Genomic DNA, 15,432 nt, shown 5'->3' with positions numbered 1-15,432 from the left:
CTTTGTGCCTCGCCACGTCCTGTCGGCTCACGCCGGTCCCCCGATCCCCTGTCGGGCGGGTTCGGGGCGGTGGATGCCGCGGGGGCGGCAGCCGAGTTCGCCGGAGCGGCCCAGCAGATCGGCGAGGTACCAGACGATGGCCAGCCACATCTCCGTGCCCTGGAGCCCGGGTTCGGCGCCCGGTCCCGCGGCGCCAGGGCCGAAGCCGAGGCCCCGGCCGTCCTGCCAGCGCGGCAGCACCGCGGCCAGTCGCCGCTCGGCCCAGCCGCGGATCTCGCCGGATCGGTAGCCGTCGTCGGCAGGGCCGAGTTGCCGGGTGCACAGTCACAGAGGGTGGGTGACGTCGAGCACATTGCAGGCGTTCTCCCGCCCGGGACCGAAATGCCGGGCGTCGCGCGCATGGTCGAGGACCGCGTCCACGACCCGTTCCGGATACGGCACCGGCAGCCCGAACTGTGCGAACGACCCCCGCGTCAGCCGGTAGAACCCGGGCAGTGGTCGAAGTGCCGTTGGGACGGCTGCCGCGGATGATCCATAGGTGCACGCTAGGCAGCGTGGGCCCCGCCGGGAAGGGGTGCCGTACGCGACGCGGCCTGCCGCGGAATGGTAGAAGCGGGCATGACCAACTCGCACCACCACTGTTCCTCCCGCTTCTCCTCCCGTCCGGCGGGTGCCCGATGACCGAGGGCGTCGACATCCCCGACCGCCGGGGCCGCACCGGACTCGACCGCACCGGCCTGGACCTGACCGGCAACCCGCACGTCAGGGTCCGGGAGGTGAAACTGCTGTCCAGCCACTGGTACGTCGAGCGGGCCACCACCTTCGACATCCGGCGCGCCGACGGCTCCTGGAGCACCCAGCAGCGCGAGACCCACGACCGCGGCAACGGCGCCACCATGCTGCTGTACGACACGGAACGCCAAACCGTCCTGCTCACCCGCCAGTTCCGCTACCCGGTGTACGTCAACGGGCACCCCGACGGGCTGCTGATCGAGACCCCGGGCGGTCTGCTCGACGACGATGACGAGCACCCCGAGATCGCGGTACGGCGCGAGGTCGTCGAGGAGACCGGGCACACCATCGGCGAGGTCCGCCACGTCTTCGATGTCTACATGAGCCCCGGTTCGGTCACCGAGCGCGTCAGTTTCTACGCCGCCGAGTACGCGTCCTCGACCCGCACCCACGAGGGGGGCGGTCTCGACGAGGAGGGTGAGGACATCGAGATCCTCGAACTGCCCTTCCGCCGGGCCCTGGAGATGATCCGTACCGGGGAGATCGCCGACGCCAAGACCATCATGCTGCTCCAATGGGCGGCGCTGGAAGGCCCGTTCGCCAAGTAAGCACGTGGGTGCTTGACTTGAAGTGTGCTTCAAGATGAAGGCTCCCGTGTGTGCCCCCAAGACGGGTACACACGGGAGTGATCCGCGAGTCCGCGGAACGCAGCCGGGAGTGCCTGGGTGTGGCAAAGCTGGATCTCCTCTACGCGTACATAGAGGACCACAGGGTCCCGCTCCAGGAAACGGTGGAGGGATTCGCCGAAGTGGTCGCCGAGGGCACGGTGGGCCTGCTGGGCGTGACTGGGCAACACGCCCCAGGCCTTCAGTCACATGGCCCTGGTCGAGACGGCGTTCGCGCTGTCCCGTCCGGCCGGCGCCGGCGGTCGGGCCGGGCCCTTCACGGCCTGACCAGCAGCCGGAAGTCGAACGCGTACCGCGACGCCCGGTAGATGTGGCTGCCGTACTCCACCGGGCGGCCGGTGTCGTCGTAGGCCGTGCGCTGCATGGTCAGGACCGCCGCGCCTTCCTGTTCGTCGAGGCGGTCGGCCTCCTCGGCGGTGGCGGAGCGGGCGCCGATGGTCTGGCGGGCGCTGTGCAGGGTGACGCCGGCGGTGCGCAGCAGGCGGTAGAGGCCGGTGGACTCCAGGCGGTCGCTGTCCAGGTCGAGGAGGTCGGTGGGCAGGTGGTTGCACAGGAGGGCCACCGGCTGGCCGTGGGTCAGGCGCAGGCGTTCCAGCACCGTGACCGGGCTGCCCTCCGGGAGGGACAGCGCGGCCGCCACGTCGGCGGGGGCCGGCACGGTCTCGTTGCGCACGACCCGCGTGGCCGGACCCTGCCCGGCCGCCTCCAGGTCGTCGTAGAGGCTGCTGAGCTCCAGAGGGCGCTTGACCTGGCTGTGCACCACCTGCGTGCCCACCCCGCGCCGGCGGACCAGCAGGCCCTTCTCCACCAGGGTCTGGATGGCCTGCCGGACGGTCGGGCGGGACAGGCCGAGGCGGATCGACAGGTCGATCTCGTTGCCCAGGAGGTTTCCCGGGGCGAGCGCACCGTGCTCGATGGCCGCCTCCAGCTGCTGGGCGAGCTGGTAGTACAGCGGCACCGGACTGCCCCGGTCCAGGGCGAAGTCCAGGGCGTCCAGCGCGGCGGTGGTCGCGGCACGTGGCGTGTCGCCGGGCTTCGCCATGGGGGTACCTCCCTCAAAGGGTCGGGGGCGGGCCGTCACAGGTGGGTGCGTCGGGCGGCAGCCTGACGGTCGTACTCCGTCCTCGCCGCCACCGCCGCCTCCCGCGCCGCGGTCTCCGCCACCGGCACGTCCCACCAGGCCTGAGCCGGGGGAGCGGTCGCGGTCGCGGTGTCCGTCTCGACGTAGACGCACGTCGGACGGTCCGAGGCGCGGGCCGTGGCCAGGGCCTCCCGCAGCTCCCGTACGGTCTTGGCGCGCAGGACGTCCATGCCGAGGCTCGCCGCGTTGGCGGCCAGGTCGACCGGGAGCGGGGCGCCGCTGAAGGTGCCGTCGGCGGCCCGGTAGCGGTAGGCCGTACCGAAGCGCTCGCCGCCCACCGACTCCGACAGGCCCCCGATGGAGGCGTAGCCGTGGTTCTGGATGAGGACCAGGTTGATCGGCAGGCCCTCCTGGACCGCGGTGACCAGTTCCGTCGGCATCATCAGATACGTGCCGTCGCCGACCAGCGCCCACACCGGGGTGTCCGGGGTCGCCTGCTGGACGCCGATCGCCGCCGGGATCTCGTAGCCCATGCAGGAGTAGCCGTACTCCAGGTGGTACTGGCGCGGGCTGCGGGCCCGCCACAGCTTGTGCAGGTCGCCGGGGAGCGAGCCCGCCGCGTTGATCACCACGTCCTCGTCGCCCACGACCGCGTCCAGCGCGCCGAGCAGCTGGGTCTGGGTCGGAACGGCGTTCTCGTCGGCGGCGCGGTAGGCCTGGGCCACCACCTGGTCCCAGCGCTCCTTGCCGGTGCCGTACGCGGCCTCGTACGCCGGGTCCACGCGGTGACCCGCCAGCGCCGACGCCAGCGCCTCCAGACCCGCCCGGGCATCGCACACGAGCGTCCGCGCGGCCAGCTTGTGGGCGTCGAAGGCGGTGATGTTGAGGTTGAGGAAGCGCACGTCCGGGTTCTGGAAGAGGGTGCCGGAGGCGGTGGTGAAGTCGGAGTAGCGCGTGCCCACGCCGATGACCAGGTCCGCGGCGCGCGCGAGCTCGTCGGCGACCGCCGTGCCGGTGTGGCCGATGCCGCCCACGTCGGCGGGGTGGTCGTGGCGCAGGGAGCCCTTGCCCGCCTGGGTGGAGGCGACCGGGATGCCGGTGGCGTCCACCAGCGTCCTCAGCGCCTCCTCGGCCTCGCTGTGGTGGACTCCGCCGCCGGCCACGACGAGGGGCCTCCGGGAGGCACGGATCGCCCTGACCGCCTCCGCCAGCTCCACCGGGTCCGGCACGGGCCGCCGTACCCGCCACACCCGCTCGGCGAAGAACTCCTGCGGCCAGTCGTACGCCTCCGCCTGGACGTCCTGAGGGAGGGCGAGGGTGACCGCGCCGGTCTCCGCCGGGTCCGACAGGACGCGCATGGCCTGCAGGGCCGACGGGACGAGGGCCTCGGGGCGGTGGACGCGGTCGAACCAGCGGGAGACCGGGCGCAGGGTGTCGTTCACCGACACGTCCGCCTCGGTGGGGTGCTCCAGCTGCTGGAGGAGCGGGTCGGCGGGGCGGCTGGCGAAGTAGTCGCTGGGCAGGAGCAGCACCGGGAGGCGGTTGATCGTCGCCAGGGCCGCGCCGGTGACCAGGTTCGTGGCGCCCGGGCCGATCGACGTGGTGACCGCCTGGGCCGACAGGCGGTTGAGCTGGCGGGCGTGGCCGACGGCCGCGTGGACCATCGCCTGCTCGTTGCGGCCCTGGTGGAAGGGCATCGCGTCCTCGCCGGCCTCCAGGAGGGCCTGCCCGATACCCGCCACGTTGCCGTGTCCGAAGATGCCCCAGGTCCCGGCGATCAGCCGGTGCCGTACGCCGTCCCGTTCCGTGTACTGGACGGACAGGAACCGCACCAGGGCTTGGGCGACGGTCAGGCGGGTGGTGGCGCTCATCAGGACTTCTCCGGTGCGGTGTAGAGGGGAAGCGGGGGATCAGGAGGCAGGTGGTCGGGTCAGGAGCCGTGGATCGGCCGGGCGGACGGGCCGCCGGTCACGGTGCGACGCCGTTCAGGAGACCGTCGACCTCCGCCGGTGCCGGCATCGCGGCCGCGCCCGCGTACCGCACGGTCCGCTCCAGTTCCCAGCCCGACAGCAGCCCGTGGCACAGCGCGCCGCCGAACGCGTCCCCCCCGCCGAGACCGTTGACCACCTCGACCGGGACCGGCGGGACCTCGGCCGTGGTGCCGTCCCGGTGCACGGCGAGAACGCCCTTGGGGCCCTGCCTCACCACGGCGAGTTCCACGCCCGCCGCCAGCAGGGCCTCGGCGCACGCCCGGGGTTCGCGGACCCCGGTGACGATCTCGCACTCGTCGAGGGTGCCGACCGCGACGGTCGCGTGCCGCAGGGCCTCGGCGTAGTACGGCCGGGCCTCCTCGGGGTCCGCCCAGGCCGTGTCGTTCCACAGCGCGGGCCGCCAGTCGAGGTCGAAGACCGTGGTGCCCGACCTGTCGCGGCACTTGAGCGCGGCGAGCGTGGCCGAGCGGCTCGGCTCGGCGCTCAGACCGGTGCCGGTGATCCAGAGGATCCGGGCCGCACGGAGGGCGAAGTAGTCGAGCTCGTCCGTGTGTATCTCCAGGTCGGGGGCCCCGGAGACCGGCGTCGAGGAGTCCGCCACCCGGCTCACCCAGCGGTTGTCGACGCCGTACTCCGTGAGGGTCTGGTGGAGATACGCGCCGAAGGAATCGGCTCGGGTGCGGCTGATGACCGCGGTGGAGCGGCCGAGCCGGGCGGCGGCGACCACGACGTCGGCGGCCGAGCCCCCGAGGAACCTACCGGAGGACCCGCCCCGGGCCCGCGGCACCCCTGGTCGGGGCGGGTGGAGATCAACTCCGATACGGCCCATACTGATCACGTCGAACTGCTGCACTGGCTCGACCATGCGCGACGCTCCTCGGTCCGGACTGGGGATGCGAGGCCCTTCGGGCCCGTTGCATCCCAGGTGTAGGACTCGAAGGGCGACGCTGTCAATAGTTTGTACTTACATTCGGACCTGTTCGTGAAATGATGTCTTAACAAAGTATTGACAGCGGCCGCGCCAGGGGAGTTGGATCCCGTCCCAACGCAAGTTGGCGCGTTTTCACAGATCCCGCCCCCCTTTCCCGACGTTCTCCCCGTCGCACAGTGAGGTGCAAGGAAAGATGGACCGCTCTTCTCTCTCCCGTTCGCGGAGATTCGCTCCCGCCGTGGCCCTGGCTGCGGCCGCGGCCCTGACGCTCGCCGGCTGCTCCAGCAGCTCGGGCGGCAAGAAGTCCGAGGAGAGCGCGGACGGCGCCTCCGCGGGCAAGGCCACCACCCCCCGGATGACCATCGCCCTGGTCACCCACCAGTCTCCCGGAGACACCTTCTGGGACATCGTCCGCAAGGGCGCCCAGGCCGCCGCCGCCAAGGACAACGTCAAGCTGGTCTACTCGGCCGACCCGAGCGCGGGCGGCCAGGCCAACCTCGTCCAGAACGCCATCGACCAGAAGGTCGACGGCATCGCCATCACCCTCGCCAAGCCCGACGCCCTCAAGGACGTCGTCGCCAAGGCGAAGAAGGCCGGGATACCCGTCGTCGGCCTGAACTCCGGCGTCAGCGACTGGCAGAAGCTCGGCCTGATGGAGTTCTTCGGCCAGGACGAGACCGTGGCCGGTGAGGCGCTCGGCAAGCGGCTGAACCAGGAGGGCGCCAAGAGTGCCGTCTGTGTCATCCAGGAGCAGGGCAACATCGGCCTGACCCAGCGCTGCGACGGCGTGAAGAAGACCTTCACCGGCAAGTTCCAGACGCTGAACGTCAACGGCGCCGACATGCCGTCGGTGAAGTCGACGATCACCGCCAAGCTCAGCCAGGACAAGTCCATCGACTACGTCGTCGCCCTCGGCGCGCCCATCGCGCTGACCGCGTCGCAGGCGGGGGCCGACGCCGGCAGCAAGGCCAAGGTCGCCACCTTCGACCTCAACAAGGACCTGACGACCGCCATCAGCAAGGGCACCATCGCCTTCGCCGTCGACCAGCAGCCCTACCTCCAGGGCTACCTGGCGATCGACTCGCTGTGGCTCTACAAGAACAACGGCAACTACATGGGCGGCGGCGAGCAGCCGGTGCTGACCGGTCCGGCCTTCGTGGACAAGTCGAACGTCGACACCGTCGCCAAGTTCGCCGCGAAGGGCACCAGGTGATGGGTATGACCCAGCACGCCGAGCCGGCGGTGACCACACCGCCGGCCCCCGGCCCCAGCAACACCAAGGACGGCCGGACCGCGGAACGACCGCTCGCCCTGCGGCTGTTGGCGCGCCCCGAGGTCGGGGTGTTCCTGGGCGCGGTGGCGGTGTGGGTGTTCTTCCTGATCGCTGCTCCGCCGGTGCGCGAGGGCAGTTCGATGGCGAACATCCTCTACCAGTCGTCGACGATCGGGATCATGGCGCTGCCGGTCGCCCTGCTGATGATCGGCGGCGAGTTCGACCTGTCGGCCGGCGTCGCGGTGATCACCTCGGCGCTGACCGCGAGCATGTTCGCCTTCCAGCTCACGCTGAACGTGTGGGTGGGCATCTTCGTGGCGCTGCTGGTGTCGCTGGCGATCGGGTTCCTCAACGGCTGGCTGGTCGTCAAGACCGGTCTGCCCAGCTTCCTGATCACCCTGGGCACCTTCCTGATCCTCCAGGGCGTCAACCTCGCGGTGACCAAGCTGGTCACCGGGAACGTGGCCACCGACGACATCAGCGACATGGACGGCTTCGACCAGGCCAAGAAGGTCTTCGCGAACTCCTTCGAAGTGGCCGGCGTCCAGATCAAGATCACCATCATCTACTGGCTCGTCTTCGCCGCCCTGGCGACCTGGGTGCTCCTGCGCACCAAGTACGGCAACTGGATCTTCGCGGTGGGCGGGAACAAGGACTCCGCCCGGGCCGTGGGTGTCCCGGTGAACTTCACCAAGATCAGCCTGTTCATGCTGGTCGGCTTCGCCGCCTGGTTCGTGGGCATGCACAACCTGTTCTCCTTCAACACCGTGCAGTCCGGCGAGGGCGTCGGCCAGGAACTGATCTACATCTCGGCCGCGGTGATCGGTGGCTGTCTGCTGACCGGCGGCGCGGGCTCGGCGATCGGGCCGGTGTTCGGGGCGTTCATGTTCGGCATGGTCCAGCAGGGAATCGTCTACGCCAACTGGAACCCGGACTGGTTCAAGGCCTTCCTCGGCGTGATGCTGCTGGGCGCCGTCATGATCAATCTGTGGGTCAGCCGCACCGCGACCCGGAGGTAAACGCACTATGACCACTGAAGAGACCGGCCCGCACGGCGCGATCATCGCCGACACCCCCGACACCGCCGCCGGCGAGGACGGGGTGATCGTGGAGCTGCGCGGCGCGGGCAAGTCCTACGGCAACATCCGCGCCCTGCACGGCGTGGACCTGAAGGTCCGTCCCGGCCAGGTCACCTGCGTGCTCGGCGACAACGGCGCCGGCAAGTCCACCCTCATCAAAATCGTCTCCGGGCTGCACCAGCACACCGAGGGCGACTTCCTCGTCGACAGCACTCCGGTGCGCTTCAGCACCCCGCGTGAAGCCCTCGACAAGGGCATCGCGACCGTCTACCAGGACCTCGCGGTCGTCCCGCTGATGCCGGTGTGGCGCAACTTCTTCCTCGGCTCCGAGATGACCAAGGGCCCCTGGCCGATCCGTCGCCTCGACATCGAGAGGATGAAGAAGACCGCCGACCACGAGCTGCGCGAGATGGGCATCGTCCTGGACGACCTCGAACAGCCCATCGGCACCCTGTCCGGCGGCCAGCGCCAGTGCGTGGCCATCGCCCGCGCGGTCTACTTCGGCGCCCGCGTCCTGATCCTGGACGAGCCCACCGCGGCCCTGGGTGTGAAGCAGTCCGGCGTGGTGCTCAAGTACGTGGCCGCCGCCCGCGACCGCGGCCTGGGCGTCATCTTCATCACCCACAACCCCCACCACGCCTACATGGTCGGCGACCACTTCAGCGTGCTGCGCCTGGGCACCATGGAATTGTCCGCCCCCCGCGACCGGATCACCCTGGAAGAACTGACCAACCACATGGCCGGCGGTGCCGAACTCGCGGCCCTGAAGCACGAGTTGAGTCAGGTCCGCGGTGTCGACACCGAGGCCCTCCCCGAAGAGGGGGACCTCACCGCGGCCACCACCGGCGAGGGGAAGTCCTGAGATGACGGCCTCACTCGACCGTATCCGCGTCGGTTCGGCCCCGGACTCCTGGGGCGTCTGGTTCCCCGACGACCCGGCCCAGGTGCCGTGGGAACGGTTCCTGGACGAGGTCGCCGAGGCGGGCTACTCCTGGATCGAGCTGGGGCCGTACGGCTATCTCCCGACCGACCCGGCCCGCCTGACCGACGAGCTCGCGCGGCGCGACCTCAAGGTCTCGGCGGGGACGGTCTTCACCGGGCTGCACCGCGGCCCCTCGGTGTGGGAGGAGACCTGGGAGCACGTCCGTCAGGTCGCCGCGCTCACCCAGGTGACGGGCGCGCGGCACCTCGTCGTCATCCCGTCCTTCTGGCGGGACGACAAGACCGCCGAGATCCTGGAGCCGCCCGAGCTGACCCACGAGCAGTGGGCCCACCTCACCAAGGGCATGGAACGGCTCGGCCACGAGGTGAAGGAGGCGTACGGGCTCGACATCGTCGTCCACCCGCACGCCGACACCCACCTCGACACCGAGGACCACGTCGAGCACTTCCTGGACTCGACGGACTCCGAGCTCGTCAACCTCTGCCTGGACACGGGGCATTACGCCTACTGCGGCGGGGACAGCGTCAAGCTCATCGAGACGTACGGCGAGCGCATCGGCTATCTGCACCTCAAGCAGGTCGACCCGGAGGTCCTCGCGGACGTCGTGGCGAACGGGGTGCCGTTCGGGCCTGCCGTCCGGCTTGGAGTGATGTGCGAACCGCCGTCCGGCGTACCCGAGTTGGAGCCGGTGCTGGTGGCCGCGCAGAAACTCGGCGTGGAGCTGTTCGCCATCGTCGAGCAGGACATGTATCCGTGCGAGCCGGACAAGCCGCTGCCGATCGCGGTGCGCACCCGTAAGTTCCTGAGGTCCTGCGGCGCCTGAAGGGATCACCATGACCGAGCGAGCCACGCTGGGCGTCGCCGTCATCGGCACCGGCAAGATGGGCGCCGACCATGTCCGCCGTATCCACGAGGTCGTCAGCGGTGCCCGGGTGAGCGCCGTCGTGGACCTCGACGCGGAACGCGCCAAGCAGATCGCGGCCCGCGTCGAGGGTTGCACCGCCTACACCGACCCGGCCTCCGCGATGGCGGCGGCCGACGTGGACGCCGTCCTGATCGCCTCACCCGGCCCCGCCCACGAGGCGGCACTCCTGCAGGCCTTCGAGCACGACCTGCCGGTGCTGTGCGAGAAGCCGCTCACCCCCGACGCGGCCTCCGCGCTGCGGGTGGTGGAGGCCGAGCAGGAACTGGGGCACCGGCGTGCCCAGGTGGGCTTCATGCGGCGCTACGATGCGGAGTACATGAAGCTCAAGTCCCTGCTGGGGACCGGCCAGTTGGGGCGGCCGCTCATGCTGCACAACCGGCACCGCAACGCCGCGAGCCCGCCCTTCTTCACCAGCTCCATGCTGATCAGCGACTCCGTGGCCCACGAGACCGACGTGACGCGCTGGCTGCTCGGACACGAGATCACGGCGGTCACGGTGTGGCGCCCGACCCCGTCGGCGAACGCCCCCGACGATCTCCAGGACCCCCAGTTCGTCGTCTTCGAGACCGACGGCGGCGCCCTGTCCGACGTGGAGATCTTCGTCAACTGCGGCTTCGGCTACCAGGTCCAGGCCGAGGCGGTCTGCGAACGCGGCACCGCGCGCATCGGCGACGGCCACGCCATGGTCACCAACATGGCGGGGCGCTGGGGCGGCACCATCGCCCAGGACTTCGTCGAACGCTTCGCCGACGCCTACGACCGTGAGGTCCAGGCCTGGGTCGACGCCACCCGCCGCGGGGAGGTCACCGGCCCCAGCGCGTGGGACGGCTACGCTGCCGCCGCGGTGTGCGAGGCGGGCGTACGGTCGCTGGACGAGGGCGGCCGGGTGCCGGTGGAACTCGTGGCGCGACCCGCACTGTACGGCTGATTCCGCGCGGTACGGCTGACTCCGTGCTGTACGGGGCGAGTTCGGCGAAGTTCCCCCGTGCTCGCTACGTACTCGGTGAATCGCGGTATCCGCGTGACCCCCTGTGCGACCATGGCGCGGCTGTCCTCGGCGGGGCGGCGAGGGGGTGATCATGGGACTCGTACGGATACTGCTGCCGTTGCCGCGCGCGGCGGCCCGGCTGGCGCCGGAGAGGGGCGGACCGCTGCTCGGGGCGGCACTGTCGTACTGCGTCACGCCCTCCTGGGCGGGCCTGCGGTCGCCGTCCCCCGCGCGGCGGCTCGCCTGGGCCGAGGAGGCGGTCGCGGTCTACCGCGCGACCACCGACGCGGACGGGCTCGGCCGCGCTCTGGCGCTGCGCGCCCACGCGTTGCTGCTGTCCGGCCGGTACGAGGAGGCGTGCGCGGCCGTCGCCGACGCGGTCGCCGTTCCCGGGGCGCAGGCGTCCCCGGCACTGACCGCGTTCGCCGGCGATGTGCGGGCACAGGCCCTCGCGGGAGCCGACCGGACCGAGGAGGCCGTGTCCGTGGCACGCGCGTGCGTGGAGGCGTACCGCGGACTGTCCGGTCCCGAACGCCGGGAGCGGGCGCTCGGCAGTCTGCCCGGCGCGCTGCGCACCTACGGGATGCTGCTCGCCGCGGTCGGCCGGACCGAGGAGTCCGTGGCCGTGTACGAGGAGTGCGCGGCGCTGCTCGCCGCCATGTCGCTCAGGGAGCTGTCCCACGTCGAGCTGGTGCGGCCGCGGGTGCTGGCCGAACTGGTCGGCGGGCTGCGGGCGTCGGGGCGCCACAAGGACGCGCTGGGCGTGGGGCCCGAGGCCAGGGAGGCGCTGCGCGGCCCCGTCGCGTGGGCCGTCCCCGAGATCGTCCTGCCCCTGCGGGTACGGCTCCTGGTGGACCTCGCCCGCTGCCACAGCGCCACCGGCGCCCCGGTCGAGGCCCGCGCCTGCGCCGTGGAGGCGGTGGCCGAGGCCCGCAAGCCACTCGGCGCGAGCGCCCTGCCCGCGGCCCTGACCTGCCTCGCCGACGTCCTCGGAGAAGTCGGCGAACAGGACAGGGAATCGGACATCCGCCGCGAACTCGGTGCACTGGACCCCGACTTCACGGCGGACCGGGCGGGAGGCTAGGTCCAGCCGGCTGGATCGGCTCGGGTCGGGCGGCCCTACGGCTTTCCGAAGGGTTGCCGCCGGGCCCGACCGCAGCAGACGGCCCGGCCACCGCCGTCAGTGCTGCCGAAGGCCCGCCGGGACTCGCGGGCCCACCGCTGCGGACCGGTCGGACGGTCCCGGAGGCCGCGGCCGGACCCACCCGGTGTCGCGGTCCGGCCCCTCCGGCCGGTTTCAGGACATGACGTACCGCGGTCTCGGCTCGAATCCGGCCGCCCGGTACCCGGTGTCGATCAGTGTCATCGTCGCCACCGCGTCGTCCGGGTCCAGCGGCAGCCGGGCGCCCCCGCGCACCCGGTCCGCGAAGGCCTCCAGCTGGTAGGTGTACGACGAGCGGGTGCCGAGCCGCTCGGTGCGCTCGCCGGCCGCCGTGCGCACCACTACACGGTCGTCCATGTGCGGCAGCACGAAGTTCGGTGCGAAGGCCTCCCCGTGCGAACCGATGATCCGGCAGCTCATCTCCAGCCGGTCGTACGCCATGTGGCAGCGCGCCGACCCCGTCGCACCGCCCGGGAAGGCCAGGTCGGCGTCCAGCAACTCGTCGACGCCCGGTGCGCCCGCCCGCTCCCCGCCGCGTGCGGAGACCAGCAGCGGCGCGCCGCCCGCCCAGGGGGCCAGCACGCGCAGCGCGTGCAGGCTGTAGCAGCCGAGGTCCATCACCGCCCCGCCGGCCAGCGGCAGTGACCAGCGCGGGTCGGAGTCCGCCGGAGCCGGGATCGCGACCATGGTCTCCACGTGCCGCAGCTCCCCGATCTCCCCGCTCCCGAGAACCTCGTGCAGGCGCCGGGTGACCGGGTGGAACAGGTAGTGGAAGGCCTCCATGAAGACCGTCCCGGCCTTCGCGGCAGCGTCCCGCACCTCCGCGGCCTCCTCGGCGTTGCTCGCCGACGGCTTCTCGCTCAGCACGTGCTTGCCGGCGGCGAGCGCCGCGAGGTTCCACGGCCCGTGCAGGCCGTTGGCGAGCGGGTTGTAGACGACCTCGACCTCGGGGTCGGCGATCAGTTCGGCGTACGACCCCGCCACCCGCTCCACGCCGTGCTCGGCCGCGTAGGCCTCGGCGCGGGCCCGGTCGCGCGCGGCCACCGCCACGACCCGGTGGCCGGTCGCCCGGGCGGGGCCGATCAGCGAGGCCCCGCTGATCCGCGCGGCTCCCAGGACTCCGATGCGCAGCGGTTCGTTCATGTCTGCCGTTCCTCCTCGGTCGTGGCAGGGCCGTGGTCCTGCCGGGTCAGTGTCCCCCGCGCGGGCGGGAACCGGCGGCGCACGAGGTCCTGGGCGTGCGCCACCGTGCACTCGACGAGCTCGAACGCCGGTAGCCCGCCGACGTAGTAGGTGCGCTGCCGGCCCTGCTGCGCGTCGAGCCGGTCCAGCGCCCCGGCCGCGAGGTCGGCGCTGCCGAAGTGCGGCATGAACGCCCACTCGCGCCGCAGATGCACCTCCTCCAGCCGTCCGCCGAGGGCCGCGACGTCCTCCCGCAGCAGCGAGGTGATGTCGCCCGGGCGCCCGTAGGAGTAGAAGGTCCGCACCTCGCTGTCCGGGTAGCGGTGGTGGTACGAGACGCAGTGGCCGGCCGTCTCGCGGCTCCCGGTGTGGCCGGCGAGGAAGTAGAAGGCGTCCTCGGGGAGGCCGGACGCCGCGGCGAGGGTGGTGTGGTAGGCGTTGCTGCGGATCCGCGCGGCCAGGTCGTGCTCCTCGTCGGTGGCGTCCAGGACCGGCAGGACCCGGTCCGGCGCGACCGCGAGCACCACGTCGTCCGCCTCGACCGGGCCCGAGTCGGTGTGCACCCGCACCCCGTCCTCGCGGCGCTCCACCGACGTCACACGCACCCCGCACCGCACGTCCTTCAGCTCCTCCGCGACCCGGCGCCACAGCGTCGCGAACCCGCCCACGACGGTGAAGTCGCCCGCGTGGCCGAGGAGTTCGGGTCCGGGGTCCAACAGCCCGGTCATCTCCGCGTACTTGACGAAGTACAGCGCCGGGACGTCGTCGTCGAGGTGGCCGTACCCGGCCGCCGTGTATCCGGTGCCGAAGGACTCGGCCATGGACCGGAGCCCGTGCTCGGCGAGCCAGTCGGCGACGGGGGCGGCGAGCGCCCGCGCGGAGTGGGCCAGCCCGGGTTCGCCGATGCGGGTGAACTCCCGCTCCCGCAGGGCCCGGTAGCGCTGGAGGGAGCCGTCGCGCAGGAACGCCATCGACTGGCGGACGGCGCGTCCTTCGGTGTCGAGGACGCGGTAACGGCTGGTGCGCTCCGTCGCCACGTCCAACTCGGTCAGCAACTGAGCGATCCGTTCGTACCTGTTGGTACAGATGTGGCCGCCGAGATCGAAGGCGTGCCCGTCGACGTGCACGCTCTGGCACTTCCCGGCCACCGTGGCCTGCTCCTCCAGCACGGTCACCCGGTGCCCGGCGCGCTCCAGTTCGCGGGCGGCGGCCAGACCGCTGGGCCCCGCGCCCACGACGGTCACGGTTCGGGGGCCCGCGGTGTGGGGTAACTCCTGCATGCTCGTGACTCCTGGGTCGGTCGGACGTGGGAGGCTCTCATGGTCGTACGGAGAGATCACGTGACCGTAAACGGGCGTCGCGGGCGGAGCGTTCACCCCCGTGCGTCCCGGGCGCGGGGCCCGGGGCACGGTGGCGGGCTCAGGCGGAGCGGACCTCGGCGATCGTCACCGGGCGGTGCTCGTGCAGGGACAGCGTGCACGCCTCCGCGATCCAGCCCGCCTCCAGGGCGTCCGCGACGGTGCACGGCGAGGGCCGGGTGCCCGCCACGACCTCGGTGAACGCGGTGAGTTCGGCGCGGTAGGCCGCGGTGAAGCGGTCCATGAAGAAGTCGTGCGGGGTGCCCGCCGGGAAGGTAACGCCGGGCTCGACCGAGCGCAGCGGGAGCTTGTCCTCCAGGCCCACCGCGATGGAGTCCGTGAAGCCGTGGATCTCCATGCGGACGTCGTAACCTCGGGCATTGTGACGGGAGTTGGAGACCACCGCGATCGTGCCGTCGTCGAGGGTGAGGATCGCGCCGGTGGTGTCGGCGTCGCCCGCCTCCTTGATGTAGTCGGCGCCCCGGTTGCCGCCGACGGCGTACACCTCGACGACCTCGCGGCCGGTCACCCAGCGGATGATGTCGAAGTCGTGCACCGAGCAGTCCCGGAAGATGCCCCCCGAGGCGGCGACGTACGCGGCCGGCGGCGGGGCCGGGTCCAGGGTGGTCGAGCGCACGGTGTGCAGCTTGCCCAGCTCACCGGCCTGGACGGCGGCCCGCGCGTTCACGAAACCGGTGTCGAAGCGGCGGTTGTAGCCGATCTGGATCGGTACGTCGCTGCCCTGGACGGCGTTGAGGACCTGGACGCCCTCGCTCATGTGCTTGGCGACGGGCTTCTCGCAGAAGACGGGGATGCCGGCCTCGACGCCGGCCAGGATCAGCCCGGGGTGCGCGTCCGTCGCGGCCGCGATGACGATGCCGTCCACACCGGCGGCCAGCAGAGCCTCGGGCGAGTCGACGACCTCGCCGCCGAACCGGTCCGCGGCGGACTTGGCGGCCTCGGCGAAGGGGTCGGTGAGCACGAGCGACTCGACCGCGTCGAGTCCGGAGAGGGTCTCGGCGTGGAAGGCGCCGATGCGGCCGAGGCCGAGGATTCCGATACGCATGGGGGTGCAGCTCCTTGAGGGTTGGTGCGGGGGTG

At 71.7% G+C, this 15,432-nt stretch carries 13 protein-coding genes and 2 pseudogenes; 8 read left to right on the top strand and 7 right to left on the bottom strand.

What is annotated here, in order from left to right; translation table 11 throughout:
• Positions 1-27 precede the first annotated feature (27 nt).
• A pseudogene (locus RKD20_RS06090) lies at positions 28-489 on the bottom strand (acyltransferase); the annotation flags it as partial.
• A gap of 188 nt (positions 490-677) precedes the next feature.
• Between RKD20_RS06090 and RKD20_RS06085 the strand changes: the two are divergent.
• Both RKD20_RS06085 and RKD20_RS06080 read left to right on the top strand, forming a co-directional pair.
• Positions 678-1,340: an NUDIX domain-containing protein gene (locus RKD20_RS06085; RefSeq protein ID WP_424876774.1), complete on the top strand. Its 663-nt coding sequence runs from the start codon at positions 678-680 to the stop codon at positions 1,338-1,340.
• A 77-nt stretch (positions 1,341-1,417) separates the two neighbouring features.
• Positions 1,418-1,585 (top strand): annotated as a pseudogene (locus RKD20_RS06080) (aldo/keto reductase); the annotation flags it as partial.
• An 89-nt stretch (positions 1,586-1,674) separates the two neighbouring features.
• On the opposite strand, the gene RKD20_RS06075 reads toward RKD20_RS06080, so the two are convergent.
• From RKD20_RS06075 to RKD20_RS06065, 3 genes are all read right to left on the bottom strand, one after another.
• Positions 1,675-2,460, bottom strand: coding sequence for a GntR family transcriptional regulator (locus tag RKD20_RS06075; protein ID WP_424876773.1), 786 nt, complete (start codon positions 2,458-2,460; stop codon positions 1,675-1,677).
• Between the two features lie 35 nt (positions 2,461-2,495).
• Positions 2,496-4,370 carry a 3D-(3,5/4)-trihydroxycyclohexane-1,2-dione acylhydrolase (decyclizing) gene (gene iolD, locus RKD20_RS06070; protein ID WP_424876772.1) on the bottom strand — a complete coding sequence of 625 codons (1,875 nt, stop codon included), beginning with the start codon at positions 4,368-4,370 and terminating at the stop codon, positions 2,496-2,498.
• Positions 4,371-4,467: 97 nt separating this feature from the next.
• Complete coding sequence (locus tag RKD20_RS06065) at positions 4,468-5,355, bottom strand: PfkB family carbohydrate kinase (RefSeq protein ID WP_424876771.1); 888 nt, start codon at positions 5,353-5,355, stop codon at positions 4,468-4,470.
• 259 nt (positions 5,356-5,614) lie between these two features.
• On the opposite strand from RKD20_RS06065, the gene RKD20_RS06060 reads away from it, so the two are divergent.
• The 6 genes from RKD20_RS06060 (at position 5,615) to RKD20_RS06035 (ending at position 11,713) form a co-directional block, all read left to right on the top strand.
• Positions 5,615-6,634, top strand: a complete 1,020-nt coding sequence (locus tag RKD20_RS06060) for a sugar ABC transporter substrate-binding protein (protein ID WP_424876770.1) — start codon at positions 5,615-5,617, stop codon at positions 6,632-6,634.
• Positions 6,634-7,713, top strand: a complete 1,080-nt coding sequence (locus RKD20_RS06055) for an ABC transporter permease (RefSeq protein WP_424876769.1) — start codon at positions 6,634-6,636, stop codon at positions 7,711-7,713. Before RKD20_RS06060 ends, RKD20_RS06055 begins: the two co-directional genes overlap by 1 nt.
• Positions 7,714-7,720: 7 nt before the next feature.
• Positions 7,721-8,635, top strand: a complete 915-nt coding sequence (locus RKD20_RS06050; protein WP_424876768.1) for an ATP-binding cassette domain-containing protein — start codon at positions 7,721-7,723, stop codon at positions 8,633-8,635.
• Position 8,636: 1 nt separating this feature from the next.
• The gene (locus tag RKD20_RS06045) at positions 8,637-9,539 is read left to right on the top strand and encodes a sugar phosphate isomerase/epimerase family protein (protein ID WP_424876767.1); all 903 of its coding nucleotides are present in this window, start codon (positions 8,637-8,639) and stop codon (positions 9,537-9,539) included.
• 10 nt (positions 9,540-9,549) lie between these two features.
• Positions 9,550-10,569 (top strand): Gfo/Idh/MocA family protein, encoded by a 1,020-nt coding sequence (locus RKD20_RS06040; protein ID WP_424876766.1) that lies wholly within the window; start codon positions 9,550-9,552, stop codon positions 10,567-10,569.
• Positions 10,570-10,720: 151 nt separating this feature from the next.
• Entirely contained in the window at positions 10,721-11,713 is a 993-nt protein-coding gene (locus RKD20_RS06035) for a hypothetical protein (protein ID WP_424876765.1), read from the top strand.
• Positions 11,714-11,926: 213 nt separating this feature from the next.
• Here the strand turns inward: RKD20_RS06035 and RKD20_RS06030 are convergent, their stop codons facing one another.
• The 3 genes from RKD20_RS06030 to RKD20_RS06020 form a co-directional block, all read right to left on the bottom strand.
• Positions 11,927-12,934, bottom strand: coding sequence for a Gfo/Idh/MocA family protein (locus RKD20_RS06030; protein ID WP_424876764.1), 1,008 nt, complete (start codon positions 12,932-12,934; stop codon positions 11,927-11,929).
• Positions 12,931-14,253, bottom strand: a complete 1,323-nt coding sequence (locus tag RKD20_RS06025) for a protoporphyrinogen/coproporphyrinogen oxidase (RefSeq protein WP_424876763.1) — start codon at positions 14,251-14,253, stop codon at positions 12,931-12,933. The genes RKD20_RS06030 and RKD20_RS06025 overlap by 4 nt, the downstream gene beginning before the upstream one ends.
• 139 nt (positions 14,254-14,392) lie before the next feature.
• Positions 14,393-15,397 (bottom strand): Gfo/Idh/MocA family protein, encoded by a 1,005-nt coding sequence (locus tag RKD20_RS06020; RefSeq protein WP_424876762.1) that lies wholly within the window; start codon positions 15,395-15,397, stop codon positions 14,393-14,395.
• Between the last annotated feature and the right edge of the window lie 35 nt (positions 15,398-15,432).

This window comes from Streptomyces sp. SLBN-8D4 (assembly GCF_049739545.1).
GTDB lineage: Bacteria > Actinomycetota > Actinomycetes > Streptomycetales > Streptomycetaceae > Streptomyces > Streptomyces canus_C.
This window is presented reverse-complemented; position numbering and strand designations above follow the sequence as displayed.

Coding starts and splice junctions, on each gene's coding strand:
- RKD20_RS06085 (WP_424876774.1), top strand. CDS start 678: ATGACCGAGGGCGTCGACATCCCCGACCGCCGGGGCCGCACCGGACTC.
- RKD20_RS06075 (WP_424876773.1), bottom strand. CDS start 2,460: ATGGCGAAGCCCGGCGACACGCCACGTGCCGCGACCACCGCCGCGCTG.
- iolD (WP_424876772.1), bottom strand. CDS start 4,370: ATGAGCGCCACCACCCGCCTGACCGTCGCCCAAGCCCTGGTGCGGTTC.
- RKD20_RS06065 (WP_424876771.1), bottom strand. CDS start 5,355: ATGGTCGAGCCAGTGCAGCAGTTCGACGTGATCAGTATGGGCCGTATC.
- RKD20_RS06060 (WP_424876770.1), top strand. CDS start 5,615: ATGGACCGCTCTTCTCTCTCCCGTTCGCGGAGATTCGCTCCCGCCGTG.
- RKD20_RS06055 (WP_424876769.1), top strand. CDS start 6,634: ATGGGTATGACCCAGCACGCCGAGCCGGCGGTGACCACACCGCCGGCC.
- RKD20_RS06050 (WP_424876768.1), top strand. CDS start 7,721: ATGACCACTGAAGAGACCGGCCCGCACGGCGCGATCATCGCCGACACC.
- RKD20_RS06045 (WP_424876767.1), top strand. CDS start 8,637: ATGACGGCCTCACTCGACCGTATCCGCGTCGGTTCGGCCCCGGACTCC.
- RKD20_RS06040 (WP_424876766.1), top strand. CDS start 9,550: ATGACCGAGCGAGCCACGCTGGGCGTCGCCGTCATCGGCACCGGCAAG.
- RKD20_RS06035 (WP_424876765.1), top strand. CDS start 10,721: ATGGGACTCGTACGGATACTGCTGCCGTTGCCGCGCGCGGCGGCCCGG.
- RKD20_RS06030 (WP_424876764.1), bottom strand. CDS start 12,934: ATGAACGAACCGCTGCGCATCGGAGTCCTGGGAGCCGCGCGGATCAGC.
- RKD20_RS06025 (WP_424876763.1), bottom strand. CDS start 14,253: ATGCAGGAGTTACCCCACACCGCGGGCCCCCGAACCGTGACCGTCGTG.
- RKD20_RS06020 (WP_424876762.1), bottom strand. CDS start 15,397: ATGCGTATCGGAATCCTCGGCCTCGGCCGCATCGGCGCCTTCCACGCC.